This is a genomic window from Flavobacterium procerum, from assembly GCF_042431625.1.
GTDB classification, from domain to species: Bacteria; Bacteroidota; Bacteroidia; order Flavobacteriales; family Flavobacteriaceae; genus Flavobacterium; species Flavobacterium procerum.
The window spans coordinates 143219-169382 of sequence record NZ_JBHLYW010000011.1 but is presented as its reverse complement, the minus strand read 5'-3'; the positions used below and the strand labels follow the sequence as shown (position 1 = coordinate 169382).

30 protein-coding genes and 2 tRNA genes are annotated in these 26164 nt (G+C 32.8%); 21 read left to right on the top strand and 11 right to left on the bottom strand.

Features of this window, described 5'->3' with window-relative positions; translation table 11 throughout:
• Nucleotides 1–179: 179 nt before the first annotated feature.
• The gene (locus tag ACFFLS_RS18635) at nt 180–362 is read right to left on the bottom strand and encodes a hypothetical protein (protein WP_379683620.1); all 183 of its coding nucleotides are present in this window, start codon (nt 360–362) and stop codon (nt 180–182) included.
• A gap of 8 nt (nt 363–370) precedes the next feature.
• Between ACFFLS_RS18635 and ACFFLS_RS18630 the strand changes: the two genes are divergently transcribed.
• The 12 genes from ACFFLS_RS18630 (at nt 371) to ACFFLS_RS18575 (ending at nt 10777) form a co-directional block, all read left to right on the top strand.
• Complete coding sequence (locus tag ACFFLS_RS18630) at nt 371–934, top strand: Crp/Fnr family transcriptional regulator (RefSeq protein ID WP_379683619.1); 564 nt, start codon at nt 371–373, stop codon at nt 932–934.
• A gap of 64 nt (nt 935–998) precedes the next feature.
• Nucleotides 999–1769 carry an acyl-ACP--UDP-N-acetylglucosamine O-acyltransferase gene (gene lpxA / locus ACFFLS_RS18625; protein WP_379683618.1) on the top strand — a complete coding sequence of 257 codons (771 nt, stop codon included), beginning with the start codon at nt 999–1001 and terminating at the stop codon, nt 1767–1769.
• Nucleotides 1770–1984: 215 nt separating this feature from the next.
• On the top strand, nt 1985–2488 hold the full coding sequence (locus ACFFLS_RS18620) for an endonuclease V (RefSeq protein ID WP_379683616.1): 504 nt from the start codon (nt 1985–1987) through the stop codon (nt 2486–2488).
• A gap of 4 nt (nt 2489–2492) precedes the next feature.
• Nucleotides 2493–3845: a glycine-rich domain-containing protein gene (locus ACFFLS_RS18615; protein WP_379683615.1), complete on the top strand. Its 1353-nt coding sequence runs from the start codon at nt 2493–2495 to the stop codon at nt 3843–3845.
• 47 nt (nt 3846–3892) lie between these two features.
• Complete coding sequence (locus ACFFLS_RS18610; protein WP_379683614.1) at nt 3893–4528, top strand: hypothetical protein; 636 nt, start codon at nt 3893–3895, stop codon at nt 4526–4528.
• 4 nt (nt 4529–4532) lie between these two features.
• On the top strand, nt 4533–4844 hold the full coding sequence (locus tag ACFFLS_RS18605; RefSeq protein ID WP_379683613.1) for a hypothetical protein: 312 nt from the start codon (nt 4533–4535) through the stop codon (nt 4842–4844).
• A 109-nt stretch (nt 4845–4953) separates the two neighbouring features.
• On the top strand, nt 4954–6036 hold the full coding sequence (locus ACFFLS_RS18600) for an acyltransferase family protein (RefSeq protein WP_379683612.1): 1083 nt from the start codon (nt 4954–4956) through the stop codon (nt 6034–6036).
• 45 nt (nt 6037–6081) lie between these two features.
• Nucleotides 6082–6795 carry an SMI1/KNR4 family protein gene (locus ACFFLS_RS18595; RefSeq protein WP_379683611.1) on the top strand — a complete coding sequence of 238 codons (714 nt, stop codon included), beginning with the start codon at nt 6082–6084 and terminating at the stop codon, nt 6793–6795.
• 23 nt (nt 6796–6818) lie between these two features.
• Entirely contained in the window at nt 6819–7217 is a 399-nt protein-coding gene (locus tag ACFFLS_RS18590; protein WP_379683610.1) for a hypothetical protein, read from the top strand.
• Nucleotides 7218–7307: 90 nt separating this feature from the next.
• Complete coding sequence (locus tag ACFFLS_RS18585; RefSeq protein ID WP_379683609.1) at nt 7308–8756, top strand: FAD-dependent monooxygenase; 1449 nt, start codon at nt 7308–7310, stop codon at nt 8754–8756.
• Nucleotides 8757–8801: 45 nt separating this feature from the next.
• Nucleotides 8802–9344, top strand: coding sequence for a hypothetical protein (locus ACFFLS_RS18580; protein WP_379683608.1), 543 nt, complete (start codon nt 8802–8804; stop codon nt 9342–9344).
• 62 nt (nt 9345–9406) lie between these two features.
• Complete coding sequence (locus ACFFLS_RS18575) at nt 9407–10777, top strand: hypothetical protein (RefSeq protein WP_379683607.1); 1371 nt, start codon at nt 9407–9409, stop codon at nt 10775–10777.
• Between the two features lie 9 nt (nt 10778–10786).
• Here the strand turns inward: ACFFLS_RS18575 and ACFFLS_RS18570 are convergent, their stop codons facing one another.
• The gene (locus ACFFLS_RS18570) at nt 10787–11302 is read right to left on the bottom strand and encodes a hypothetical protein (protein ID WP_379683606.1); all 516 of its coding nucleotides are present in this window, start codon (nt 11300–11302) and stop codon (nt 10787–10789) included.
• A gap of 169 nt (nt 11303–11471) precedes the next feature.
• Here ACFFLS_RS18570 and ACFFLS_RS18565 point away from each other — a divergent pair, with 169 nt between their 5' ends.
• The gene (locus ACFFLS_RS18565) at nt 11472–12809 is read left to right on the top strand and encodes a hypothetical protein (RefSeq protein WP_379683605.1); all 1338 of its coding nucleotides are present in this window, start codon (nt 11472–11474) and stop codon (nt 12807–12809) included.
• 63 nt (nt 12810–12872) lie between these two features.
• Here ACFFLS_RS18565 and ACFFLS_RS18560 read toward each other — a convergent pair whose 3' ends face one another.
• A complete protein-coding gene (locus ACFFLS_RS18560) occupies nt 12873–13436 on the bottom strand; it encodes a hypothetical protein (RefSeq protein WP_379683604.1) in 564 nt (187 codons plus the stop codon).
• A gap of 188 nt (nt 13437–13624) precedes the next feature.
• Here ACFFLS_RS18560 and ACFFLS_RS18555 point away from each other — a divergent pair, with 188 nt between their 5' ends.
• A complete protein-coding gene (locus ACFFLS_RS18555) occupies nt 13625–13969 on the top strand; it encodes a VOC family protein (RefSeq protein WP_379683603.1) in 345 nt (114 codons plus the stop codon).
• A 103-nt stretch (nt 13970–14072) separates the two neighbouring features.
• Here ACFFLS_RS18555 and ACFFLS_RS18550 read toward each other — a convergent pair whose 3' ends face one another.
• Nucleotides 14073–15050, bottom strand: coding sequence for a hypothetical protein (locus ACFFLS_RS18550; protein ID WP_379683602.1), 978 nt, complete (start codon nt 15048–15050; stop codon nt 14073–14075).
• Nucleotides 15051–15323: 273 nt separating this feature from the next.
• Here ACFFLS_RS18550 and ACFFLS_RS18545 point away from each other — a divergent pair, with 273 nt between their 5' ends.
• Nucleotides 15324–15689 carry a MerR family transcriptional regulator gene (locus ACFFLS_RS18545; protein ID WP_379683601.1) on the top strand — a complete coding sequence of 122 codons (366 nt, stop codon included), beginning with the start codon at nt 15324–15326 and terminating at the stop codon, nt 15687–15689.
• A gap of 77 nt (nt 15690–15766) precedes the next feature.
• Here the strand turns inward: ACFFLS_RS18545 and ACFFLS_RS18540 are convergent, their stop codons facing one another.
• Nucleotides 15767–16192: an NUDIX domain-containing protein gene (locus ACFFLS_RS18540; protein ID WP_379683600.1), complete on the bottom strand. Its 426-nt coding sequence runs from the start codon at nt 16190–16192 to the stop codon at nt 15767–15769.
• 275 nt (nt 16193–16467) lie between these two features.
• Here ACFFLS_RS18540 and ACFFLS_RS18535 point away from each other — a divergent pair, with 275 nt between their 5' ends.
• The 4 genes from ACFFLS_RS18535 (at nt 16468) to ACFFLS_RS18520 (ending at nt 20954) form a co-directional block, all read left to right on the top strand.
• Nucleotides 16468–17514: a helix-turn-helix domain-containing protein gene (locus ACFFLS_RS18535; RefSeq protein ID WP_379683599.1), complete on the top strand. Its 1047-nt coding sequence runs from the start codon at nt 16468–16470 to the stop codon at nt 17512–17514.
• An 89-nt stretch (nt 17515–17603) separates the two neighbouring features.
• Nucleotides 17604–18068, top strand: coding sequence for a nuclear transport factor 2 family protein (locus ACFFLS_RS18530; RefSeq protein ID WP_379683598.1), 465 nt, complete (start codon nt 17604–17606; stop codon nt 18066–18068).
• A 30-nt stretch (nt 18069–18098) separates the two neighbouring features.
• The gene (locus ACFFLS_RS18525; RefSeq protein ID WP_379683597.1) at nt 18099–19217 is read left to right on the top strand and encodes a nuclear transport factor 2 family protein; all 1119 of its coding nucleotides are present in this window, start codon (nt 18099–18101) and stop codon (nt 19215–19217) included.
• Between the two features lie 219 nt (nt 19218–19436).
• Entirely contained in the window at nt 19437–20954 is a 1518-nt protein-coding gene (locus ACFFLS_RS18520; RefSeq protein WP_379683596.1) for an amidohydrolase family protein, read from the top strand.
• Nucleotides 20955–21089: 135 nt separating this feature from the next.
• Here ACFFLS_RS18520 and ACFFLS_RS18515 read toward each other — a convergent pair whose 3' ends face one another.
• The 5 genes from ACFFLS_RS18515 to ACFFLS_RS18495 form a co-directional block, all read right to left on the bottom strand.
• Nucleotides 21090–21341 carry a GIY-YIG nuclease family protein gene (locus ACFFLS_RS18515; protein ID WP_379683595.1) on the bottom strand — a complete coding sequence of 84 codons (252 nt, stop codon included), beginning with the start codon at nt 21339–21341 and terminating at the stop codon, nt 21090–21092.
• A 151-nt stretch (nt 21342–21492) separates the two neighbouring features.
• Nucleotides 21493–21744 carry a GIY-YIG nuclease family protein gene (locus ACFFLS_RS18510; protein ID WP_379683595.1) on the bottom strand — a complete coding sequence of 84 codons (252 nt, stop codon included), beginning with the start codon at nt 21742–21744 and terminating at the stop codon, nt 21493–21495.
• Nucleotides 21745–21803: 59 nt separating this feature from the next.
• Nucleotides 21804–21878: transfer RNA gene (locus tag ACFFLS_RS18505), tRNA-Val, on the bottom strand.
• A gap of 157 nt (nt 21879–22035) precedes the next feature.
• Nucleotides 22036–22110, bottom strand: a tRNA-Val gene (locus ACFFLS_RS18500).
• Nucleotides 22111–22278: 168 nt separating this feature from the next.
• Nucleotides 22279–23505, bottom strand: coding sequence for a bifunctional folylpolyglutamate synthase/dihydrofolate synthase (locus ACFFLS_RS18495; protein ID WP_379683594.1), 1227 nt, complete (start codon nt 23503–23505; stop codon nt 22279–22281).
• A gap of 130 nt (nt 23506–23635) precedes the next feature.
• Here ACFFLS_RS18495 and ACFFLS_RS18490 point away from each other — a divergent pair, with 130 nt between their 5' ends.
• Entirely contained in the window at nt 23636–24328 is a 693-nt protein-coding gene (locus tag ACFFLS_RS18490) for a MotA/TolQ/ExbB proton channel family protein (RefSeq protein ID WP_379683593.1), read from the top strand.
• A 3-nt stretch (nt 24329–24331) separates the two neighbouring features.
• Nucleotides 24332–24727 carry an ExbD/TolR family protein gene (locus ACFFLS_RS18485; RefSeq protein WP_008464192.1) on the top strand — a complete coding sequence of 132 codons (396 nt, stop codon included), beginning with the start codon at nt 24332–24334 and terminating at the stop codon, nt 24725–24727.
• 330 nt (nt 24728–25057) lie between these two features.
• On the opposite strand, the gene ACFFLS_RS18480 is transcribed toward ACFFLS_RS18485, so the two are convergent.
• Complete coding sequence (locus ACFFLS_RS18480; RefSeq protein ID WP_379689571.1) at nt 25058–26008, bottom strand: energy transducer TonB; 951 nt, start codon at nt 26006–26008, stop codon at nt 25058–25060.
• Nucleotides 26009–26164: the final 156 nt, after the last annotated feature.

Here is a 26164-nt window from a genome sequence, read left to right as displayed (position 1 = left end):
TCCGAACAGAGAAGTTAAGCCCGCCTGCGCAGATGGTACTGCATCATTGTGGGAGAGTATGTCGTCGCCTTTCTTTAGGAATCCTCATCATTGACTTGATGAGGATTTTTTTTTGCCTCATGGTTTATTAAAGATGAGAATGGAAGACCAGGTTCAAAAACCTGTGGAGCTCTAAAAAATTAAGCATAAACTTCCTTAGAATTGCTTTTCGAAAGCCATAATCTGCTTTTAAGCTTTTTTTTGCCATTATATTTTACTTTTGGATAAGAAGTTCTTTTGCTTAAAGAAGATTCTTTAGAAAGCATTTTTTTGTTGGTTTTATATTGTTCATTTTGATTTATTGATAAATTTGCTCTAAACATTTTGAAACATGAAAGAGCTTATTGAAGTTATTAATAGCTTTCAAAAATTAGATTTTGAAACGGAAGAAGCAATAAAAAAACATTTCGTTATTGAGGAATACAAAAAAGATGAATTTATTGTCGAAGAAGGCAAAATCTGTAGAAAAGTCTATTTTATAAAGACAGGTACTGTCCGTCGATTTTGTTTTGAAAATGAAATAGAAAAAACAAAATGGATTTATACAGATAATCAGTTTATAACTTCATTGAGCAGTTTTTTTGAGCAAAAACCATCGTTTGAGAATTTTCAGGCCTGTGAAGATACTGTACTTTATTCTTTGACCTATTCTGACGAAAAGACCTTATTAGAATATCCTCTTTTTTCAAAGTTTCATATTAATCAACTTCGCTTTTATCTTTCTAAGATTAATGAGTTCCATCATTTGTTTAGAGTAATGAGTGCTCATGAAAAATACTTATTTCTGCTTACTTCTTTTCCGCAAATTATTATCAAAACCAAACTGAAACATATTGCTTCATTAATAGGTGTCAGCCAAGAAACTTTGAGTAGAATTCGGGCTTCAATTTCTTGATATTACATCAAATAATGCGATTTATTATTTTCCAATTTTTGTAATTATATCAAAACAAATAAAATTGAAAAATAATAGCATAGGAAATAGAACAGTTTTTGGAAAGAATGTTCATATTGGAAATTTTACTACAATAGAAAATGATGTTGAAATTGGTGATAACAGCTGGATTGGCAATAATGTTACCATATTGAACGGAACAAGAATTGGCAAAAACTGTCAAATTCATTCGGGAGCAGTTTTAGGAGGTATTCCACAAGATTTAAAGTATAATAATGAATATACTCTCCTTGAGATTGGCAATTGCAATATAATTAGAGAATTTGTTACGATAAATAGGGGAACTGCATCAAAACACAAAACTTTTATTGGAAATAATAATTTGATAATGGCCAGTGCTCACATTGGACACGATTGTATCATCGGCAATAACAGTATTATCGGATTTAATGTTGGAATGGCTGGGGAAGTAATTGTTGGTGATTGGGTAAATTTAAGCGGTTTAACAGCAATTCATCAATTTTCGGTAATCGGTGATTATTCTATGGTGACTGGCTTGAGCCGTATAGTTAAAGATATCCCTCCGTTTGTGTTAGCTGCGCGCGAACCTTTGAGTTATGCGGGTCTAAATTCCGTCGGCTTAAAGAGACGTGGTTTCGAAGCTGAAAAATTAGATGAATTAAAATCAATTTATCGAATACTTTTTCAACAAAGAATGAATGTAAAAACAGCTTTAGAAATAATCGAAAAAGATTTTTGCCCAACTTTAGAGCGGGATGCTATATTAAATTTTGTTAGAGAATCTAAAAGAGGAATTATTAAAGGTTTTATTTGAAATTTTTTTCGCTAACTATTAAAACCAAATCAAAGTTTGATTGAGAATAATAGTAAAAAAATGAGTTTTTTTTTCTTTTTTGAGAGCGTTTGGAAAAAGCATAAAGAAATATTTTGAAGATTGTAAACGTAAGGTTTAAATGATTAATTTGCGCTTAGCTTTAGTAACCGAAATTAAGAAAAGCAGGTTTTTTTTGAGCATTTAATTTTTTCTATATGATATTAGCCTTTGATACGTATTACTATGACAACAAAGCCAAAACGGTCTGTCTTGAGTTTGAAAATTGGAATGACAGTACTGATTTTAAAATCCATAACGAAATTATAGAAAATGTTGCAGAATATATTCCCGGAGAATTCTATAAAAGAGAACTGCCTTGTATTTTGAGTCTGTTGCAACAAATCGATTTTAAAAATGCAGAAGCAATTATTGTCGACGGATTTGTCTATTTGAATGATGAGAAAAAGTATGGTTTAGGAGGATATTTATATGAAAAGCTAGATGAAGAAATTCCGATAATTGGTGTTGCTAAAACCAATTTTGCGAGTATCGAAAAAAATAAAAAAAGTTTACTTCGAGGTGATAGTCAAAAACCGTTATACATAACTGCGATTGGAATAAATCTAGAAGAGGCCTTTGATAAAGTAAGCAGTATGGCTGGTGAATTTAGAATGCCAATTTTATTGAAAGAATTGGATAGATTAACAAAAGAGCTTTAATTATATGAATATACAGCTTTGGACAGCAATCGAAAAATTTGATTTTGATAATCCTGCAGATGAATATGGCTTCTCTATACGACTAGCAGTCGAAAACAGCTGGACAATTTTCTTTGCAAAAACAGCCATTCTTGAATATAAAAAGTTTATGTATCTAGCTGCAACATCAAACGAAATGGTTTCTCCTTCGGAAATTGTTGATATAGTCTGGCATCAGCATTTGATTTTTACAAATTTATATTCTGACTTTTGTGCCATTTTAGGCAAACGAATAGATCATATTCCGTCAACTCATAATAAGGCTGAATTTGAGAAATTTCAAAAAGCGAAAGAAACTACTCAAAAACTGTATGAAATCAATTTTGGAAAACAGCCTCACGAATTCTGGGACAATTCAAATAATGTTTTTTCTTTAAATCTGGAAAGCAGCAATACGACGCCGAAGAAAATTGCACAAAAGTATATATTGGGATTTTTGATTATGCTTTTCCCATTTTATTGGGTTGTAAGTCCTGTTTTGACTCAAATTGATAATCCGTATTTTTTGTATTATTACATTTCACTCTATGCTTTCAGTGTGTTTTTATTGTTGCAGTACACGAAAAATGCCGGAAGCAAATTAATCGAAAATCTCAAATCAAACTTTATTGTCAATAATCTGACCGCTTTTGAATTGGTCTTTTTTCAAAAAGATCAATTAGAATTTGTAGTGCGCGGAGTGGTAAATAATTTGATTGAAAACCACAGGGTAAAAATTGTGAATAACAAATTGGAGTTGGTTGTGGAAGAAAAGACCGATAATCAGTATGAAAATTGTATTATCGAAATTATGAAGGAAAACGATCCAATGCCATATCCGCAATTGTTTCATACCGCTTGCAACAAACCGCTTTTTGAGCAGATTAGTAAAAGTGTTGGTAACATAAAATCGGTGATTCTCAATTCTAAAAAGTTTTTAAAAATTATCAAAATCTCAGTATTTGTTTTTGGATTTTTGTTAAGCATTGGCATGTGTAGAATTGTAACAGGTCTCTCTAGAGGAAAAGCGATTGGACTTCTTGTTGCCTTGATGTTTGTTCTTGTTATCGCTTCTTTTGCATTTTTTGATAAAATATTAAATGATTTGTTTTCAAAGCGAATGCATTCTTCACATTTGCAAGAAAAACAAAATACGGATGCTCAAAAGAATTGGGAATGGAATTATTTTTTATACGGAAATGTGGCTTTCGTTTTTATGCCACTAACAGTTCCGTTTAATAATACTAGTAGCGATAGTTCAAGTAGTAATTCTAGTTGCAGCAGTTCTTGTGGGAGTTCTTGCGGAAGCTCATGTGGCGGTTGTGGTGGTGGGGACTAGTCTTTGTAGTCAAATCAATTAAATTTTTCATTCATTACAATTAAATAATGCTTACTAAATATTATTTTTTAGGATTATTTTTATCAATCCATCTGTACGGTCAGGTTCCTGAAATCGAAACTAATTATACTAAAAAGGATTCTGCTACTAATCCGTTGCTTCAAACGTTTTTAAAAGATTATGATTTTGTTCTGACTTACTCGGAGCAATGTTGTGCTGAACAATATAATGTATTAGCATTGAAAAATGGAAAGTGGAAAAGCTGGACCTATTTAAGTAATTTTATTCAATGGAAAAAAGAAGGCAAAAATGGTCCAATTAAAATTGATACTATTAAAACAGGTACTTTTTTTGGCAACGGTAAAGACGTAAATAGCTCGAAAGTAAATAAGTTGCTGGCAAAATTTAAAGAAAATGATTTTTGGAAATTGAAAAATGATTCGCTGAATCAAACTCGAATTATTCAAACATACATAGATGGTGGTGATACTATTCGAAAAAAAGCAGTGATTACTGATGGTAAAAATTACGTTTTTAATGTGCTGACAAGAAATAATGCAAGAAAAATTCAATCTTATTATCCAGAGTATTTTGTGAAGTTATTTCCGGATATGACAGACAGAAAAAAGTTTATAGAAAGTAGAGATTATTTTCTGGATTGGTGGAAGAAATTTCATAAATAGGAAAATGGAAGATAAAGTAAGAGAAGGAATATTTGAAGTTATTGAAAGTTTTGCAATCAGAAATAGAAATGAATTCTACCTGATTGGCAAAATGAAAGAAGGAATTGTGAAGGAAAATTGGTTTTTGAATGTTCCATTTAATCCTTCACTGGCTCTAACTTTAAGAATAAAATCGATTGAAGAAGTTGAATTTTCAAGCGAAAGAAAAAATTATACATTAATAGTTATCGAAGCCGATTCTGAATTGACTGATTTTCTTTTAGATTTTAATATCGGAAGTGAATGTCTAGATGTTACTATTGAAGGGGAAGATTAAGTCAGTTCAAATTGCTAAGAATCTCTTTTAAAGGAAAACTAATTTGATTTGAATCATAATTATGTATATTTTGCAAGCTAAATGATCCTATACCATTTCAAAAAAGCAAATGAATACAAACAAAAATCCCGAATTGACCCTACAGAAAAAACAACATTTTGAAATTCTTGATGGACTTCGGGGAATTGCTGCCTTAGCAGTTGTGGTCTTTCATTTTATGGAATGGATTTTTACCGATCCGAGTCAGAATTTTATTGGCCATGGATTTTTGGCTGTTGATTTTTTCTTCTGCCTTTCTGGATTTGTAATCGGGTATGCATACGATGATCGAATTGCAGAAATGGGACTTCGAAATTTTTTTATTTCAAGAATCATAAGACTTCATCCGTTGGTTATTGCAGGTTCTGTATTGGGTTTGTTGGCGTTTTTGTTTGATCCTTTTGGAGGTCATCTCGAATTATACAGTACAGGAAAAATCATTCTGACATTTATCTGTTCGCTGTTTCTTATTCCATTTCCGGTAATTGCAGATCGAGGTTTTAATCTCTTTAGTTTCAACGCGCCAGCTTGGTCATTGTTTTGGGAGTATATCGCCAATATCGTTTATGCTTTTGTCCTGTTTAGAATTGGAAGAGTTTTGCTACTAGCAAGTACAATAATTGCAGCTTTTGCAATTTGTTACGTAGCTTATGTTTCTGGCAATCTGCTCGGAGGCTGGAGCGGTCCAACTTTTTGGGATGGATGTGCGAGAATTTCATATTCTTTTTTGGCAGGATTACTTATTTACCGATCTAATTGGATCATCAAAAATAAATTTGGATTTATAAGTCTGGCTGGTTTATTGCTTTTGGCTTTTGTAATGCCGTTCTCAAAATGGAATTGGATCTCAGAACCTCTTGTGGTTTTGTTTTACTTTCCGTTGCTTATTTCTTTGGGAGCAGGCGCCGTTTTAAAACCAAGTTTAAAAAAGATATGTCTCTTTTCGGGTAACATTTCATATCCGTTATACATGACCCATTATGCCGTTTTATGGATGTTTGGAAATTATTTTCTAAATTATAAACCCAATATGCCTCAACTCATATTTATTGTAACAACAAGTGTGGTGCTTTTAGTCGGTTTTGCTTATCTGGTAATGATTTTTTATGATATTCCGCTCCGAAAATATTTGACTGAAAGGAGGAAAAGATAATTGTAGAAAGCTATTTCAATAGAAATACTTCAGTATAAAAATTTTATGAAAAAACATTATTTAATTGTGATGCTTTTGCTTTTTAGTTTTTCAAAAGCACAACAAAACAAAAAAAATCCATCTCAAATGAAATCAGAAGCAACTGCAAATTTTATTAATGTCTGTAAAAGTAAGCTTGATATTTTTGATCGTTTTATGAATAAAGGTGCTACCGATGCCGAAATACTAGAATTGGAAAGTTTTACAGGTCAAAAGCTTCCTCTATCTTATGTTCAGCTATTGAGAACATATAATGGAGAAAAAAGAAGATTGGGTTTTCTAGGAGGATTTGGATATTTATCCATTGAAGAAGTTAAAAATGAATGGACATTTTTTAAAAATGCGCCTGATACAAAACCTGAAGGAGTTAATCAGGTAAAAAAACTGGCCAATGTGCTGTATTCTACAAAAAGAATTCCTTTTGCTCACGATGGTTCTGGAAATTTTCTTTGTATTGATTTTATTCCGAATTCCGAAGGTGTTTCAGGACAGATTATCTATCTTCCGTGTGGAAGTCCAGAGCCGGTTTCTGTAATTGCAGACAATTTTGATGCTTTTCTAAATTTGATGATTGAGAAAATTCGGTCTGAGAAATTAGAACTAGTTGATGAAAGAGAAGATTGGGACGCAAAAGACTGGGAAAAGGCAGAGGTTTATTTTTACCGTACATGGAAAAATGACTGGAGCGATATCGCTGAAGAATACAATTCAAAAAAATAAATCCTTTATTCACCATAATTAAGATGAAAAAAGCATTGGTTATTTCAATACTGAGTTCCTTTTTTTTGGCTCAGTGTTTTTATAAAGATTACAAGTATAAAGAAAGCCTGGCGAGTAATTTTTATTTGATGGAAAGCGACATGCTGCCTTCAAAATATGTTTCTATAGAAAATCAGAATTCTGGATTGGTGATTATTGATGATGTAATTGAATTAATCGGAAACGATTCTGAAATCCTTATTAAAACAAAAGACCAACAGAATAAAATCACTTATAATCTGATTAAAGTCGGTATTGTAGAATATCCAGAAGATGTGAAAGTTCTTTCTGCTGCTGAATTTTCCAAGAAAAAGAAAACATTAAAATCTGAATATTCGTATGATGAGAATAATGGCTTTGAGAGATATTTTAGGTTGAAATAATTACGGAATCGAATGCATTAATTTGGCAAGATTTAAAAAGAAGATTATTAAATTTCTAAATTCGCCAACACGAATAATTATAAAAGAAAAGTGGAAAATGAAGATGTAAACTGGGCAGCTTGTCCTGAATGCAAAGGACAGGGCAAAAAAAGCCGCGGACTCAGCAAGAAAATGAAACTTCGCTATCAAAATGAACTTAATCTCTTTGAGAAAAGTAATAGCGAAGGAAAACCCCCAATTCGCCCAAAAGCACATCAGCATAGCTGCAGCAATTGTTTGGGTTCGGGACTTGTGCGCGTGGCAAATCGTCTGGTAGCAGATGCTGGAACTTTTCCGCATGTTGCCATTATAGGAGGCGGAATTGGCGGTGTGGCTTTGGCTGTAGCTTGTCTTCACCGAAATATTCCTTTTACACTTTTTGAAAGAGATCAGAATTTTGAAGCCCGTTCACAAGGTTATGGACTCACCTTACAACAAGCCAGTAAAGCAATCGAGGGATTTGGGATTTTTTCGTTGCAAGATGGTGTCGTTTCGACAAGACATGTAGTTCACACAATGGAAGGGAAAATAATTGGAGAATGGGGAATCAGAAAATGGATTCAGTCCGATGCTGAGAAATACGAAAAAAGAACAAACATACATATAGCAAGGCAATTACTGCGGTTGCAACTTCTTAAACAACTTGGTGGCAGTAAATTTGTTCAATGGGGACATCAGTTGGTTGATTTTAAAGAATCGGAAAATCAAGGTCTTGAATTAACTTTTCAGACCAAAAACGGAATGAAAAAAACAAAAGCAGATCTTGTGGTTGGAGCCGATGGTATCCGTAGTTCTGTGCGAAGACAGTTGATAGGAGATGAGGCTACGCCTTTGCGTTATCTCGATTGTATTGTTATTTTGGGAATTTGTCCATTAGAAGCGCTCAAAGATATAGACGATTCTTTATTGGATTCGGCCACGGTTTTTCAGACAGCCAATGGTAACGAACGCATTTACATTATGCCTTATACGGCAGATTCGGTAATGTGGCAGCTTAGTTTTCCGATGCCAGAAGAAGAGGCAAAAGCGCTAAGTGTTCTCGGTACAAAAGCGCTAAAAGAAGAAGCCTGTCGCAGAATACAATGGCACAAACCGATTCCGCAGATTTTAGAGGCAACTCAAGAGTCAGAGATTTCAGGTTATCCCGTTTATGACAGAGAATTACTGACTTCTGAAATGCTTCAGAAAGGGAATAGTGTAACCTTAATTGGTGATGCTGCGCACCCAATGAGTCCGTTTAAAGGTCAAGGTGCAAATCAGGCTTTACTTGATGCGCTTTTGCTGGCGCGCGCAATATCGCTTGGTTGCAGATCTTCATCTGAATGGAAAAAAATTGGACTAAGAGAAAAAGTACTAAATGAATTTGAAGTAGAAATGCTTGCTAGAAGCGCTATAAAAGTAAAAGATTCCGCCGCAGCTGCAGAATTTCTGCATTCTGACATTGTACTTTATGAAAGCGATGAACCAAGAGGAAGATGTTTGAAGAAAAAGGATAAATGAAATTTTAGAAAACAGCATCATTTAGAAACAATAAAATAAAACAAAATGGGCTTTAATCGATTAGAAATTCAAAGATTCGATGAATCAGGTTATTATGTTTTAGACGAAGAATTCCTTTTTTCCTGTATTTATTCGGATGGTTGGACAGAACGTCTCTTAACATTTGAAATTTTCGTTGATATCTATTATGAATGCAGAGGCGAAATCTGTTTTTTTGCAAATGGATACGAAAAGAAAGAAATTGAAAGTTTATTAGGTTTTGAATTACCTACTGAAATTAAAAACCTAATCGGTCTTTTGATGAACCAGAAAGAATTGCAATTAAAAAAATACTATTCTGATTGGTTTATGGAAGATCCAAGTAAGGTTGATTTTGTTATTAATCGTGATGGAATTTCGCATAATACAAGAATTGCGATTATGCTGAAAAAACTCGAAAATCCGAACGAATCAGAAAAGTTGCTTTTTCTTTTAAATGAAGAATTCGAAAAACTCCGAGAAGATCTTTACAATAAAAAACTGTTAGAGCTGGGTTTGATTAAACCAGTATTGACAAAGAAGGAAAAGAGACGAAACAGACGTTTGTAAAATATCTTGTATTTGTAAAACGTTATTACCAATCTAATTTTTTTTCTGCTAATCGAGACTACATGAAAAATACATTTTTGCTGGCTTTTTTATTATTATGCTCGTTTTCATTTGGGCAAAATCTGACTTTCAAAATTAAATATTCAGAGCAACTGGCTGTTTTTGTGTTTTTAGAAAATTTATCCGAATATTATCCAGATAATGTTTTTAAAACAGAATTTCAAAAGTCAAAATATAATGTCGAGAAGTATAAAAATATAGTCTCAAAATTTGAACAGCTGTCTATTTATTATAGTTTTCGATTTGAAGATTTTCCATATGGCTCCAAAAAAACAATGCAGACATATGATGTTTTGAAAAAGAATTTGATTGAAACTGCCGACTTAAATGATTTCAAAGTTCGTTCTGTCGGAATGGTCTCCAATAAAACGCTCAGCGATTTAGCAGCATGCATTGTTGAATTTACCCCGATTTACAACGAGCTGATTTACAATCCAAACAAAGAAAAGTTTGAAAAACAGCTAGACGAAATTAGAAAATGCGCTAGGGAACATCAGATTGAAAATTATTTTAAAATGGGATTGGTTTTTTATAATTCCAGCTGGGATAACTCCATTCCGTTTGAAGCGGCTTTTTATCCGTTGCCCAATTCAAAAGGATTTACAGCTTCTGCATTTTGCAATAATTTTGTCAGCGCCATTCAAACCGATTTAAAATCGCATAAAGATTTGTTTAGTGTAATGATGCACGAAACCTTTCATATAATTTACGACGAACAACCGCTTGAAGTTAAAACACAAATTGATGTTTGGTTTAAAGAAAATAAATCAAAATCCAGCAATTATGCCTACCAGTTAATGAACGAAGTGCTCGCAACAGTATTAGGAAATGGCTATGTTTACGAAAAACTCGATAACAAAATTGATGAAGGCGAGTGGTATAACAATAAGTACATCAACTTGATGGCGAAGCAGATTTATCCTTTAACAAAAGAATATATTGAACAGAAGAAACCAATAGATGAAAATTTTATAGATCAATACATTCTGCTGTACGAAACTAATTTTCCTGATTGGATAAATGAGCTTAACAACATCATGACGTATCGTTATGTGATTACAGAAAACAAAAAAGATTTTAAGGTAATCGATAAAATCTTCCGTTATCGTTCGAGAACAGAATACGAAGACCAGATTACAGAAAGCAGTATCGAAAAAATGCTACAAACACCGCTGACCAAAATGGTGATTATCTCGAAAGACAGCAAAGTAAAATTAAAGCTCTTAAAAAATAAACTTAAAGAACTGAAAAACTGGAAAGCAAATCCCGACAAAGAATTCGTAGAAAAGATTCTTTTAGAAGACAAAAGTCAGCTGATTATTATCAATCAGAAAAATACCGATTTAGAAACGCTTATTAAGTTTGTGAAATAGTAGAAACGCTTATTCTCTACTTCTTCTTTTGTCGTTAGGGATGTTTACGATGCCACATCCGTCAACCAACCATTTTCCATTTACTTTTACCACTTTCATCGAAAGCGTAAATTCTGGCCAATCTTTTCCTTTTACGATAAGGTAATTTGTATTTTCATCTAAAGATTCAAGTTCAAAAGCATTCGGATTGTCTTGAGCATCAAATACTGGATCGCTTCCAAGACCTAATTCTGGATCTTCCTTATAAGCTTCGTCCATAATCCTTTTTAATTCTTTCTTAAAATGAGGAGTTGCCAAGGAGCTCGAATTAACCCATTCTTGCATACCTACTGCTTTATTCATTTTATTAGCATTATCGGTGTATCCATTAATAAAAGTCAAGGCGTTTTTAACTTTATCTTCTTTTGTTTCTACTTTTTCTCGTTCTAGAGGAGAACTTTTAAGAGGTTTATCTGCAGTTTTGTTTTGGTTGCATGCAGTCAATAAAATTGCGGTAAGAAATAGTGTTAGTTTGAACTTGATCATAATTTTTAGATGAAAGAAAAAGCGAATTTATTAAAATTAAAGAAAGTAATAAAGATGTTTTGAGATGCAAGTACAAAAACTCTTATATTAGCTTTAAATGTTGATTGGTATCATATAGGCAAAGCCATACTAAAAATCAATTTTACGATTAAAAACTTAAAAAAATAAAATGAAAGGTTTCTGTATTTTGACCGTAATTGCTTTTAAGTCTATTTTTTTGGTGTTAACTTTTTTATTCGTTGGCCAAATAGCAATTGCCCAAAACAGTAACGACTCATTAAATGATTGGGATAAAATAATTATCAAAGACTCTCATTTCGCTTGGTCACACTTTGAAAATGACTTTCAAATTAATAGGCATGATTTGTGGCTTACTCCTTTAGAAAAACCAGATTCGATAATCAAAAAAGTCGACTCTAAACAGGTTTCTGAACTAGTTAGATTAATCGGAAGAAGAGGCGTTAATGATTCAATATCTTTTGAAAAGCCTTTGATTTCTTTTGGAAGAGATTCTTTATGGCTTGTATCCAATGCTGAAAACCTCTGGAAAGAATATTCAAAGAAAAAAGAGAGACTAAAAGAAATGGATTCTATTGCCATAAACACGATAAAAGATTATAAAAAAGCAAATCAGGCCGCTTCGTCACTTGAAGGTGCGCCCAGCACAGATGATTACCCTTTTATTATGGTTCTTGTAATACAAAAAAGCGATACATTATCGGTATTTTCAAGTGGACAAAATCCATATATGTTGCCATGGCGTACAATGAAAAGGAACGTTTACGATTCAAAAATTTCTGAGTTAGTCGCTGCATTATTACCCGATCACATTCCAAGCAACAAAGAAAGAGTTAGCGGCAGAAATTTTAATAATTCATTTGTAAAAGCTCTTTATGATTCTTTTTTGGAGGATAAAGAAAATTATTTAGATGCCAGACATAAATTTCCAAGAACTTTTAAATCTTTACAAAAGGAGTTTGAAATTACTAAAGCAGAAATTGTAGATATGGCATCAATTGAGTGGGAAGGAAAGGAGTGTCTCGAAATGTACTTAAAAGATGTAAAAGGTTCAAAAAATATTCAGTTCAATACGATTTCTGGCGTAAATGAGCTGTTCAGTTCTAAGAAATCAATACTTCGTAAAAAGGATTATTTAATAAATTCATTAAAAGAAAATCCAGTTTATAAATATACGTTGAGTTGTGATAATTGTTTGGGAGAAATACATTGGGTTAAATCCAAGTCCTTAAGCGCGAAAGCCAAAAATAATTTTAAAGAAGATTTAGTAGAAAATGGTATCGATAAAAACAAATACGACAAGTTATACAAGGATGCGATTTTTTATGAATTAACAGAAAAAAGAGATTCCAAAAGTAGTTTTTCTCGCTGGATTTTCCTTAAAAACGGAACATTCATACTGTGGCAATTACAAGGAAATTATTTAATGAATTTTCCGAATGATTTTTTTGAAAAGCAAGGTTATATCTGTAAGGAGATTAAATTTTAATAAAAATCAATTGACTGTTCGAAGTGGGTTAAAGAATGCAACGATATTAAAGAAATAGTTTTTTTAATAAATCCCTACATCAAAAATTCGCATTATAACGATTGCCCCAACAAAAGTTCCAATAATGATATAATTGATTTTTTTTGGAACTTTCATCAATCCATGTAAAATAAGCATTAAACCTGTAAATAAAGAAAATACCGTTAATCGAGTCTTGTACACCTTTCGATTTTGATAAAATTCTTCTGGCGCCATTAAAGTATTTCCATTTAGACTAATGCCTCTTATTGTAATACCTTCTTCTCCTTTGCTAAGGTTTTCAAAGCTTGATGATGAGATGAGCAAATCGACTATTTGTCCGGCTTTTAAGTTTTCTATGGCTTCGTTTTTTCCTCTGGTTACACTTCCATTCAAAATGTTAAATTGATTATTGTAGTTTTTTGTCCACAACTTATAATCAACAGAACTTCTGCTTCCTTTTACAGTGGTTATATCTTTAAATAGTTCAACCGTTATTTTCTTTAATTCGGGTTGTTGTGATGTATTAGAATCTGGTAAGCTGAGATACAGCATTATAATTCCTATTAATAGAAAATACCAATTTATGCTTGATTTTTGTTTTGCCAATTTTTGCGGATTAAAATTACTGCGAAATATTTCAGTAAATATAGGAGTTCGTGGGCTGTTAAAAAAAGAAGTTTTTTAAAACTATTATTCAGTAATATTTACAAAAGTATGTTTTATATATTTGTTTAGAATTCCGCTTAATAGTGATTGCTTTAATAATTTGTCGACTATAAAGACATTAAAAACAAATGGAGATTAGACTCATTGTAATACGAACAAAAGAACAAAAGCGTTTAGCCAATTTTTATAATTTGCTTGGTTTGACATTTGACTATCATAAACATGGTAATTCTCCTATGCATTATTCCGCGACAATAGGAAGTTTGGTTTTTGAAATTTATCCGCTGACAAAAAATCAAACGGAAGCAGACAAAAGTACAAGATTAGGTTTTGCAATTGATAATTTTGAAAAGACCTTAGATCTGTTAAGGAACAACGGAATCGCATTTTCAGAACCTATACAAACAGATTTTGGTTTTTTGACTATAATTTCCGACCCTGACGGAAGAAAAATCGAACTTTATAAAAAGTAAATTAATTTGTAATGAACTGTCGACGACAAATCATAAGAGATACAAAACCAAATTTACATTAAGCGAATTACTGAAATCTGTCGAAAATAAAACTCTTAGCAAGTTAATTACCATATGAAATTCGTAATGTGGTTTCTACTAAATAATCGACTGCTATGCCTTTATTACTAGCTGCTTCCATTATTTTTATTTTGCTCACATTTTGCATTATTTCTTCACAAAGTTTCTTATTAGGATGTGATGCTTGAATGTTTATAATTTCTTTGTTTTTATCAACTATAAATTTTAATCCAATTCTTTGGATTCCAGGAGGCAAATTAAAATCTTCATAATCAACATTAATGTATCTTGTTATGCTTTCTATAAAACATCGTGCTGATTTGTCATTTTTGTTTAAGCACATTTTGGTAATAGGAACTTGGTCTACAGTATTAGCACGAAATAAATTCTTAGGGTCTATTTCGCGATATACTAATTCTTTCTTCGGTACAAATTGGTGTTTGAGTTTTCTTTCTCCTTCATTTCTTTGATATTCTAAGGTAATCACAATATACCCTGGTCTTTCCCTATCGAACTTGATAGAGACATCAGTATAGTCTTTAGTATCAGTAGATCCTGCTTTTACATTATCATTAGAATTGCTGTAAAGAGCTAATTTTTCAGATCTGATTTTTTCTATTTCAATTTTTTTATCTCGATAAAATATTTTTGCTGCTTTAGGATTTGAAAAATGATAATAGCTCCAGACAATTAGTAAATTTTGGTAATATTTGTCAATTTCTGAAGAAACAATTCCTCCAGTCGATAACAGAATTTTTATACTATCAGCTAATACGGTTGCAGGTTCTTTTGTATCTAAATAACCATGAAATGTTTTAATGATAGTATCATCTTGAGATACAGTTCCCTTGCGACCACTTTCTATGAAACCATATTTTTTAATTGCTGAGTAGATTGTATCCCTACTTGCTTCTAAAGGGAGATTAAAAAATAACCTATTAATGTCATTTTGAGCATATGAACTTAATACATTCAAAATGCATATTATAAGGATTGCTATTTTTTTGTTCTGTGGTTTCATATTTTGCTAATTGACTGCAACTTAAAAATGATTTCTCACTTATAACGCATGTCTTTCTAATTATGGATGTCTTTGCTCTCTAATACAATACTACAGAAAAAAGGAATGCTATTGTGAAAATTTTTAAAATTTCTGAAAAAAATACGCCTAAATAATTTGAGTAAATTATAAATATCTTTTAAAGACCTTAAAAAGGGAAACAATTAGTATATTTGTAATGGTAAAGTATAGACTATGCTCTATGCTTTGTTGTTTTGTTAAAAAAAAAATACGATGCTTATAAACGAATTATCAAAAAAGACAGGACTTTCAATTCATACGATTAGATATTATGAAAATTTAGGAATGATCAAGGGATTGACTAATGAAAATGTGAAATCTAATAACTATAAACATTACGATGCTAATACTATTGAACGTTTAGAAATTATTATAGAAGCGAGAGAAGTCGGTTTTAGCTTAGCTGAAATAAAAAAAATATTGACCAGTTGGTTTGAAACTATTGATGCGAAACCAGAGACACTAGAGCTTTTTCAAGCAAAAATTAAAGAAATCGATGATAAAATGAAATATTTCAGACAAACGAAGAGGCTTCTTGAAAAAGTATGTGAGAAGATTCAAAACAATGATTTACAGTAAATTGTTTGTAGAAAAGAAGAAAACTACCTAATTCGTTAAGTAATTTTTTGGCATATCTAAATCTATTTGTAAAACATCTAGAGAAATTTCTTTTTTAATTTCTCGAATGCAATTATGTCTGCTTGTAAAACAAAAGGATTGTTTTCTGAATCAATAGCAATCCATTCTAATTTTTCTAATCCAGGAATTTGAACCTTTAAATCTTCAAGATTAAGTATTTTGACAGTATAATAAATATTCAGAATTTGTTTGTTGTCTTTGATACGAGATTCTATAAAGCTTTCTTGAGTATAAAAATGATCTAGGATTTCAATTTTTAAGTTTAATTCTTCTTCAAATTCTCTGTGAAGACATTCAATGGTGCCTTCTCCAAACTCAAGGCCTCCTCCAGGTAATTTGCATATCTGTGTTCCTGCATATTTTTCATGCAACGCCAAAATTTTGTTGTCGTTTAAGCAAAATGCGTAAACTCTAACATTAAATCCAATTAATTGATTACTCATAAGTTTTTTTAGTTTTTCCCCAAAAAGCGTTCTTTTTTACATACAGAAGCTTTTCAATATAAATTGCAAGTCTTAATTGTAAGGTGTTGTTTTTAGCAAAATTAAAAAACATTGATTAGAGTTTGGCGAGAATTATTTTTGTTGGAACTAAATGAGATAAATTTGCACTTGAAAATTTTCTTATATTCGTAAGAAAAGAGATAAAAAAGACAAAACTGCTTTGTCTTTGTATGCTGAGGAATAATAAAAATCCAACTGTTTTATTTAGCTGATAAATGATCGAATCAAATCAATTACTTTTCTTTCTGAGCGCTTTAGGAGCTTTCAATGGTTTTATACTTTCGCTGTACTTTGCTGTAAATGCCAAAAAGAAAGTTTTTGCAAATTATTTTTTATCCTTGCTGCTGCTTGTTTTGAGTGTCAGAATTATTAAGTCGGTTTTTTTTTATTTTAATCCGCATTTATCAACTATTTTTATTCAGATTGGACTTTCGGCTTGTGTTTTAATTGGCCCATTTCTTTTTTTATATCTCAAAACGTATACAGAAGGAGGGAAACAAGATTGGCTGAAACATGTTTTTTCTCATTTGATAGGGATAACCATTTTAGGGATTTTTTATCCTTACGGTGAACATCGGGAAATTTGGAGTTTTTGGATTGTAAGGGTAATTTATTTTCAATGGTTTGTCTATATTGTTTTGTCCTTTCGATATGTTTTGCCAGTTGTACAAAAGCTAAAAAGAAAAGAGAATTTAAAGAAAATTGAGGTTTGGTCTCTGAGTATTTATTTAGGAGTCATCTTTATATGGCTGGCTTATTCTACAGCAACTTATACTTCGTATATCGTTGGAGCATTATCATTTACATTTATTTTGTATTTGATTGTTTTGCTTTTAGTTTTTAGAAATAGCAGTGATTCTACTTTTTTTGAAGAAAAACAGAAATACAAAAACAAAGAATTAGACGCAGAAAAACTGAATCTAATTGGTCAAAAGCTGTCTATAATAATCGAAAAAGAACTGTATCTCAATCCAGATTTCAGTCTGGAAGAAGCGGCAAAAGAATTAAAAATAACCAAGCATTTATTGTCTCAATATGTGAATGAGATTCTGGGTAAATCTTTTTCGAATCTTATTAAAGAATACAGAATTGAAAAAGCTAAAAGACTATTAGAAACCGAAAAAAACTTCACATTAGAAAGTTTAGGGTATGATAGTGGTTTTAGTTCCAAATCGACTTTTTTTACTGCTTTTAAAAAAGCGACTGGCTTAACTCCCGCCGAATATCAAAAAGAATACACAAAAGCGGGTCAGATATTATAAATTAAGAGTTCTACTTTATAAATTAAAACCTTTTAGATATCCGTCTTCGGGATATTTGCACTCATTATTAACAATTTAAAATTTTAAAAATGAGAAAAGTGGTTTTATTTATTTCCTTTAGTTTTGTGTTTCTTAATGTAAAGGCTCAGGCAAACGATTCTGAAAATGATTTGCTTTTAATTCAAAAAACGCTGAATTTTTACATTGATGGTCAGGCTACTGGTGATTCTGTTATGGTAGGTAAGTCATTTCATAGTGCGTGGCAACTAAAATACCTCGCCGATGACAAACTAAATATTGTTACCAAATCACAGTATTTGTCAGGTTTTAAAAAACCATATGCCAAGCAACCAAATTGGTCAGGACGTATTATCTCTATAGACATAACAAATCAGATTGCCAGTGCAAAAATCGAAATCAGTACTTCAAAGCTTTTGTTTATCGATTATTTCAATCTCATGAAAACGAGTAAAGGTTGGTTTATTGTAGACAAAATATCGACCAGAACGCCTCATAAAATTGTTGAAGCTACTGCTCCTAAACCAAAGGAATAAGAAAAGTTTAATCTTAATAATTCTTAGAGAATGAAGAAAATTATAGTTTTAGTGCTTATTCTGATATCCTTATATCCTGCAAATAATATTGCACAAAATAAAATCTTGTTTGTGACTTCAAATCAGGATTTTTATGGCGCAACTAGAATTGCGGCAGCCAATCATTTTGAGGAAATTATCGTTCCTTATGATGTGTTTATAAAAGCGGGATATACAGTCGATTTTATTAGTCCAAAGGGCGGCGCGATTCCTATTGGTTACATTAATGCATCTGATAGTTTGCAGAAAAAATACTTATACGATGGATGGTTTATGGATAAGTTAGAGCATACTTTGAAACCAAACGAAATTATTGCAGACGATTATTCCGCCATTTTTTACAGTGGAGGTGGAGCTGCTATGTTTGGCGTTGCGGAAGATGCTGTTATTCAAAAAACGGCAAGAGCGATTTACAGTAAAAATGGAGTCGTTTCTGCGATTTGCCACGGAACGGCAGGCATTAGTTATTTAAAAGATGAAAATGGAAAATCGCTTTATGCGGGAAGAAAGATTACGGGTTTTCCTGATGAATTTGAAAATAAAGAAGCGGCATATTACAAAACTTTTCCTTTTGCGATAGACAAGGCAATTCGAAATAATGAAGGGAATTTTGTATATTCTAAAAAGGGCGGAGATGCTTTTTGCGTTGTCGATGGCAGATTTGTGACTGGACAAGATCCAACTTCTGGCTCTAAAGTGGCAAATGAAGTAATACAAATTTTAAAAAAGAATTTAAAAAAAGGCAGTAAAGCCAATGGCGACTTAGAGCAGATTAAAGGAGTTTTGTTGGATTATATTGAAGGAACCGCCAACGGACAACCCGAAAGGCTAAGAAAAGCTTTTCATCCTAATTTTAATTTGTACACGGTTGTAAAAGATACTTTGTGGATTCGGTCTGGTGAACAATATATTTCGGATGTAAAAACGGGACAAAAAACAGATAGGATAGGAAGAATACTTTCAGTCGATATTGAAAAAGATGCGGCAATTGCCAAAGTAGAAATCAAAATGTCTAATAAGCGAATTTTTACAGACTATTTTTTAATGCTTAAATACAAAGGTTTCTGGAAAATAGTGCAGAAAAGTTATTCGTGGAGAGAATTAATTTGAAAGTTTGCCTATAAATCACAAAACTTCCAAATGTTTAAAATCTAAAACCTCCAAAATCAAATGACTTTGGAGGTTTTGAGTTTTGTAGTATTTCGAATCTCTTGACAGCCTTGAATTTTCATACCTAAAAAACGACTTTTCGTACCTAATCCCTGATTTTATAAGGAATTGAGTTGTCTTTGGGTTTATTTTGCCTCTCAAATCGAAACTAGATAATTTATGAAAAAACTGTGGATTAAGAGATTGCTGTACGCTTTTATTGTGTTTTTAGTTATTCTTGTCAGTGCTTTTATATGGGCAGATAATGAATTAAATAAAGTCTTAGGGAAATCCACCAAGGTTATTGCTATTTCTTCAATTGTTAAGCCTTCTAAAACAACTCAAATAAAAAATGTAAATGTCCTTTCAGAAGATTGCACCTATTTTATAGAAAATCTAGATGTACTTATTAAAGGTGGTGCCATAATTCAAATTGGAAAAAATCAACACCTTGATAGCACAGTTACAGTTATTGACGGAACAGGGAAATTTCTTATTCCGGGTCTTGTAGATAGTCATGTTCATCTAAAAGAAAGCAAAAATGATTTGTTTTTGTATTTAGTAAATGGAATAACCTCTATCAGAGAAATGGCTGGAAGCGATATGATTTTGGAATGGAGAAAAGAAATTCTGAAAGGAGAAATTGGTCCAAAAATGTTTATTGCCTCGCCTCCCATATTTAGTGAAAGCGGACTAACTGGTTATTATTACAGTTGGACAAGGCATTCCATTAATTATTCCACTCGAAAGGATGCGGAAAAAGCAATCAGAAAGATAAAAAATAAAGGGTATGATGCCGTTAAAATGTATGGTTTTGTTAATCCTCAAATGTTTAAAGCTACTGTAGAGATTGCTGCAAAACAGGATATTCCGATTATAGGTCATATTCCGTTAGTTGGTTTGGAGACTTTTTATCAATCCGGTCAAATTGAAGTGGCTCATATTGAAGAGCTAACCGTAAAAACAATCGATGAATTTGGGAAATCAATTTCAAAGAATCGAAAAGAATATCTTCAGTTTCTAAAAGTACGTTCTGAACAGATTGCAAAAAAAATAAAAGAGAACAATATCAGTGTTACTTCCACTATTTGGTTGTGCGAAAGTTTTTCGAATCAAAGGTTTGGCTTGAAATCTAAATTGAAAGAGATAGAACTTCGATATGTGAATCCAAAGATTATTGAAGGAACTCCGCTTTATAAAATGGGTTGGTTGCCTGGTAAAAATGGTTACGAATATGATGGGAAGAATGACGATGAGGCAAAAAGATTATCTCAAATTTTTTGGAATACCTATGCCGAAGCCATTCATATTATGACAAAAGCACTAGTGGATCATAAAGTTGTAATTATGGCTGGGACAGACGCTAATGTAGCTACTGTTGTTCCGGGATTTTCGCTTCATAGCGAATTAGAATCTTTATCAAAAACGGGGATGACAAATGCGCAAACGCTTTATTCGGCAACTGTGGCGCCAGGCAATTGGATGAAAAGGAATATAGGAAAAGTGAAAATAGGATATAAAGCCGATTTGGTTCTGCTTGCAAAAAATCCTTTAGAAGATATTGCAAATACAAAAACGATTGAATCTGTATTTTTTGATAACTATAGCATTGATAAAACTCAAATAAGAATTATTCTAAAAGCGATTGCAGAAGCAAACAATCAAAATAGAAGTGTAAATATTGATGAGTATAAATAAAAAAACTCCAAAATCATAAGGCTTTGGAGTTTTTGGAATTTTGTGGGCGATGATAGCTTGTTCCGATTTTTCATCGGAAGGTTCGAACCCCCGACCACTTCCGATGAAAAATCGGAATGCTCTGAGCCAGATGAGCTAATGTTTATTTTTGATTAGTTCTTGTATTTTAATTCTGCTTTTCCAAGATTTAATCTGTAGCTCTCTTTTGTTTGCTAGCTCTTTAGTTTCGTAATTTTCGGTATAAACAATTTTCCAGTCATTTGTATTTCCTGTAAAGCCTTTGCTTTTTTGATTGTGCCTAATGAGCCTTTCTTCTAGATTGGATGTGAATCCTATGTAGAATTTGTTCTTGCTTTCGCTAAATAGAATGTAGACAATAAAGTTCATAAATTGTATTAAAGCAAAAAACTCCAAAATCATAAGACTTTGGAGTTTTTGGAATTTTGTGGGCGATGATAGCTTGTTCCGATTTTTCATCGGAAGGTTCGAACCCCCGACCACTTCCGATGAAAAATCGGAATGCTCTGAACTAGGTGAGCTAATGTTTATTTTTGATTAGTTCTTGTATTTTAATTCTGCTTTTCCAAGATTTAATCTGTAGCTCTCTTTTGTTTGCTAGCTCTTTAGTTTCGTAATTTTCGGTATAAACAATTTTCCAGTCATTTGTATTTCCTGTAAAGCCTTTGCTTTTTTGATTGTGCCTAATAAGCCTTTCTTCTAGATTGGATGTGAATCCTATGTAGAATTTGTTCTTGCTTTCGCTAAATAGAATGTAGACAATAAAGTTCATAAATTGTATTAAAGCAAAAAACTCCAAAATCAAATGACTTTGGAGTTTTTGGAATTTTGTGGGCGATGAGGGGTTCGAACCCCCGACCCCCTCGGTGTAAACGAGGTGCTCTGAACCAGCTGAGCTAATCGCCCTATTTTATTAGGTTGCTATCATTTGTGATTGCGAGTGCAAATATACGTTTGTTTTTGAGTTCTGCAAAGAATTTTTAACTTTTGTGAGTTTTTAATATTCTTCTCAGTTTTCTTATGTAAAAGAAAAACTCCTTAATTTCTTAAGGAGTTTTTTTTGTGGGCGATGAGGGGTTCGAACCCCCGACCCCCTCGGTGTAAACGAGGTGCTCTGAACCAGCTGAGCTAATCGCCCTATTTTACTAGGTTGCTATCGTTTGTGATTGCGAGTGCAAATATACGCTTGTTTTTGAGTTCTGCAAAGAAAAACGAATAAAAAATAAGACTTTTTAAAAAAATGTTTTATATCTATTTGTTTATGAATTTGTTATTAAAATGATTTTTTCTAAACGCCTAATGTATTTTAGTCCAAAGGCAATTCCGCAACAACAAAAGTGCTTCCGCCAACATAAATAAAATCATTTTCTGAGGCATTTTTCTTTGCTTCCGCGAAAGCGCTTGCAACAGAATCGAATTTTTCTCCCATCAAATTGTGTTTTTGGGCTTCATTTTGTAAAATTTCTGTGCTTAATCCTCGAGAAGAATCCGGTCTGCAGAAATAATATTGGGCCTCTTTTGGGAATAATGGCAAAATAGAATCTAAATCTTTGTCGTTAACAACACCTAAAACAATATGAAGATTTTCGAAAGTCTCATTTTTCAACTGATTCATCACAACAGTCAATCCGTGTTTATTGTGTGCCGTGTCGCAGATAATTTTCGGATTTTCTCCCAATTGTTGCCATCTTCCTTGTAAACCTGTATTTCTTACAACATGCAATAATCCGTCTTGTAATTGTTCATTCGAAATTTTAAAATCGGTTTCATTATTCAAAATCGAAATCGTCTGCTGAACGGTTTTTTTATTGTGAAACTGATAATCGCCAATTAAGTCCGACAAATAAATCTGATCAATCAAATCGGATGCGAAAAAAATAGGCGACTTATTTTCTTCCGCTTTAGCCAAAAATACGGGTTTTGTTTCGTCTGTATATTCACCAATCACAACTGGAACATTCGGTTTGATGATTCCTGCTTTTTCCCCAGCGATTGCTTCCAAAGTATTTCCTAAAAACTGCGTATGATCTAATCCAATATTCGTAATTACCGAAACTAATGGCGTAATAATGTTTGTAGCATCCAATCTTCCCCCAAGACCAACTTCAATAATTGCAATATCCACTTTTTCGACAGCAAAATAATCAAAAGCCAAACCGACCGACATTTCGAAGAAACTCATGTCATTGGTTTCAAAAAACGATTTATGTTTTGCAATGAATTCAATAACAAACGCTTCAGAAATTTCTTTTCCGTCGATTTTGATTCTTTCCCTGAAATCTTTTAAGTGAGGAGAAGTGTACAATCCTACCTTATAGCCTGATTCTTGAAGAACAGACGAAAGCATATGCGATGTAGAACCTTTTCCGTTTGTTCCAGCAACATGAATACATTTTAGCTCACTTTGCGGATTACCAAGATGAGCAGCCAATATTCTAATATTGGTTAAATCTTCTTTATACGCAGAAGCACCTTGCAATTGGTACATTGGCAGCTGATTAAACATCCAATTGGTAGTCTCTTGATAGTTCATTTATTTAGATAAAATAGTTGTTGATTGAAATAAATTTCGATTTTTGTAGTTTAATATTACAGCGAAAATTATCTTTATTGCAAATTTCAAATATTTTTTAGAATTAATTATTAAAAACCAGAATTAATATATGTTTAGTTTTATTCAATTACAAACAGATACAATCGCAAATGCTTCAAATGTAGTGATCGAGAAGATTGCTCCTCAAAATGAAATTTCAATGTTTGGGTTTATCATGAAAGGAGGGGTTTTCCTGATTCCGATTGCGATATTACTGTTTTATACCATTTATATCATTTTTGAAAGATACATGTACATCAGCCGTGCGTCAAAAATCGACAGCCGTTTGATGCAGGATGTAGGCGATAAACTAAATTCAGGAAATATCGAACTAGCGAGAACAATTGTAGAAAGAAGCAATACCGCTGCTGGAAATATTCTAAAAGAAGGTGTTTTGGTAATCGGAAGGCCAATTGCAGAAATCGAATCTAATATGGACCGTGCCGCTGATATCGAAATCGGGGAAATGGAAAGGCATCTAGGTCACCTTGGACTTATCGCAGGTATCGCGCCAACTCTAGGATTTATCGGAACCATTTCTGGGGTAATTAAGATTTTCTACAGTATTTCGGTAACAGAAAATATTAGCATCGGAAACATTTCTGGAGGTTTATACGAAAAAATGATCAGTTCAGGATCCGGATTAATTGTTGGAATTATTGCCTATTCTGCTTACCACTTATTGAACGGAAAAATTGATGATTTTGCTTTAAAGATTCAGAAACAGATTTTAGAATTTGTCAATATAATTCAAAGAGCATAAGCCATGTCTATTAAGAGAAAAAGAAGATTTCATGCAGAGGTGGCGACATCGTCATTGAGTGACATTATGTTTTTCCTGTTGTTGTTTTTCTTGATTATTTCAACACTGGCAAATCCGAATGTGATTAAGATGACGTTGCCAAAAGCCAAAGCAAATGAAAAAACCAATAAACAGCTAATTAGTTTGTCGGTTACAGAAGATAAAAAGTTTTACATTGACAAGCAAGAGGTCGATTTTGAAAACCTTGAAACAAGCTTAATGTCAAAAATAGGAACAGACAAAGAACAAACCGTTGTAGTTCGAATTCCGTTTAATCTGCAAGTCCAAGATTTAGTCGATGTTTTGCAAATCGGTGTAAAGAACAATTTGAAGTTTGTAATTGCTACAAGTCCGAAATAGATTTATCATTAGGGCGTGACCATACCGAGATAAAAAGGCAAATATACTTTGCGTACATACGCCTTTTTATCTCGGTACGGTCGGGCTATCCGCGCTACTTCGGTAGCCAGCTCCTATCCCTCACGCAGAAAAGCGTCACATTTTGTCATTTCGACTGAAAGGAGAAATCACACGCGGGATTCGACAAAGATTGGAGAAATACTTTGTAGAGTTTCTAGTGTGATTTCTCCTTTCAGTCGAAATGACAAAGAAATATAAAAGGCTTTCAGAAATTCCTGAAAGCCTTTGTTATAAAGAAGAGATTCGTGAAAATCTGTGTAATTCGTGTTTTTAATTCAAATTGAAATTATAGATAATTTTCCCAATCTGTTTAGGCGCTGCATTTTCATCGGCAGACCATTTTGTGTTTAAAGCAGCAATTTTGGCTTGTTCTAATAAACAACTTGCTTTGTTTGTAGTTCCTTTTATTCCTGCTGTTGCATTTACGGTTTTTCCTGTTTTATCGACTGTAACTTCAACTACAACAGTGCCTTCTTCATTGCAAGTATATTTAGGAGCTGGTGTAGATAATGCTCTTCGACCGTTTAAAGTGTATCCTTTTCCTCCGCCAGAGCCTCCTCCGCTTCCGGCTCCATAACCACTTCCGGTTCCAATGCCATTTCCGGTTCCGTTACCGCCTCCTGTTCCTCCTCCAGAACCACCAGACCCGTAATAATCTTTAGAACCTAAACTTCCGTTTGCTTTTCCTTTATTTCCCGCAGCTTTATCATCTCCGTCGCCGCCTTTGTTCGAACCTTTTAGAATGCTTGATAAGGCATCGTTTGTAGAGTTCGAAACTTTTGGTTTTTCGGGAACAGGTTTGGTTTCCGGTTTTGTAACAGGAACTGGTTTCTTTGGTTTTTCTTTTGTTGGAATTACAACATCTGTTTCGTCAGTTGCAGAATTTTCCTGAGTAATAGTAGCGTCTTCCGGAGTTGCTTTTGCTGCAACTTGTTTTACATTGTTTTTTACATTCAAAACCTCGCTTTTGTAATTAGCTCCCGAACCAAGATCGCTGTCTCCAAAATTTACGGTTACGCCACCGCCACCTCCGCCACCGTCTGCAAGAGCTACATTGTTTTCAGGGTTATAGGGAGGCCAGAAACGAATTAAAAAAAGCAATGCTATTAAGATGGCATAGATGCCCGTAGTTAGTGCCAATGATTTTTTTTGATCATCAGAAAAGGCGGGCTCCTGTTTGCCGGTGTTTGTTTTATAAGGGTTCAGTTTTGGCGAACTCATCTCAAATCTTAATTATATAATTGTATTAAATAAAAACGTTTAAAAGTAGTAAAAATTGTTTAGAATAAAAGAGAGAATTTAACAGCAAGGAACGTAAAGGTTTACGCAAGGTGCGCAAAGCTGTTTGTTTTTTAATCTCGCAAAGTCGCAAGGTCG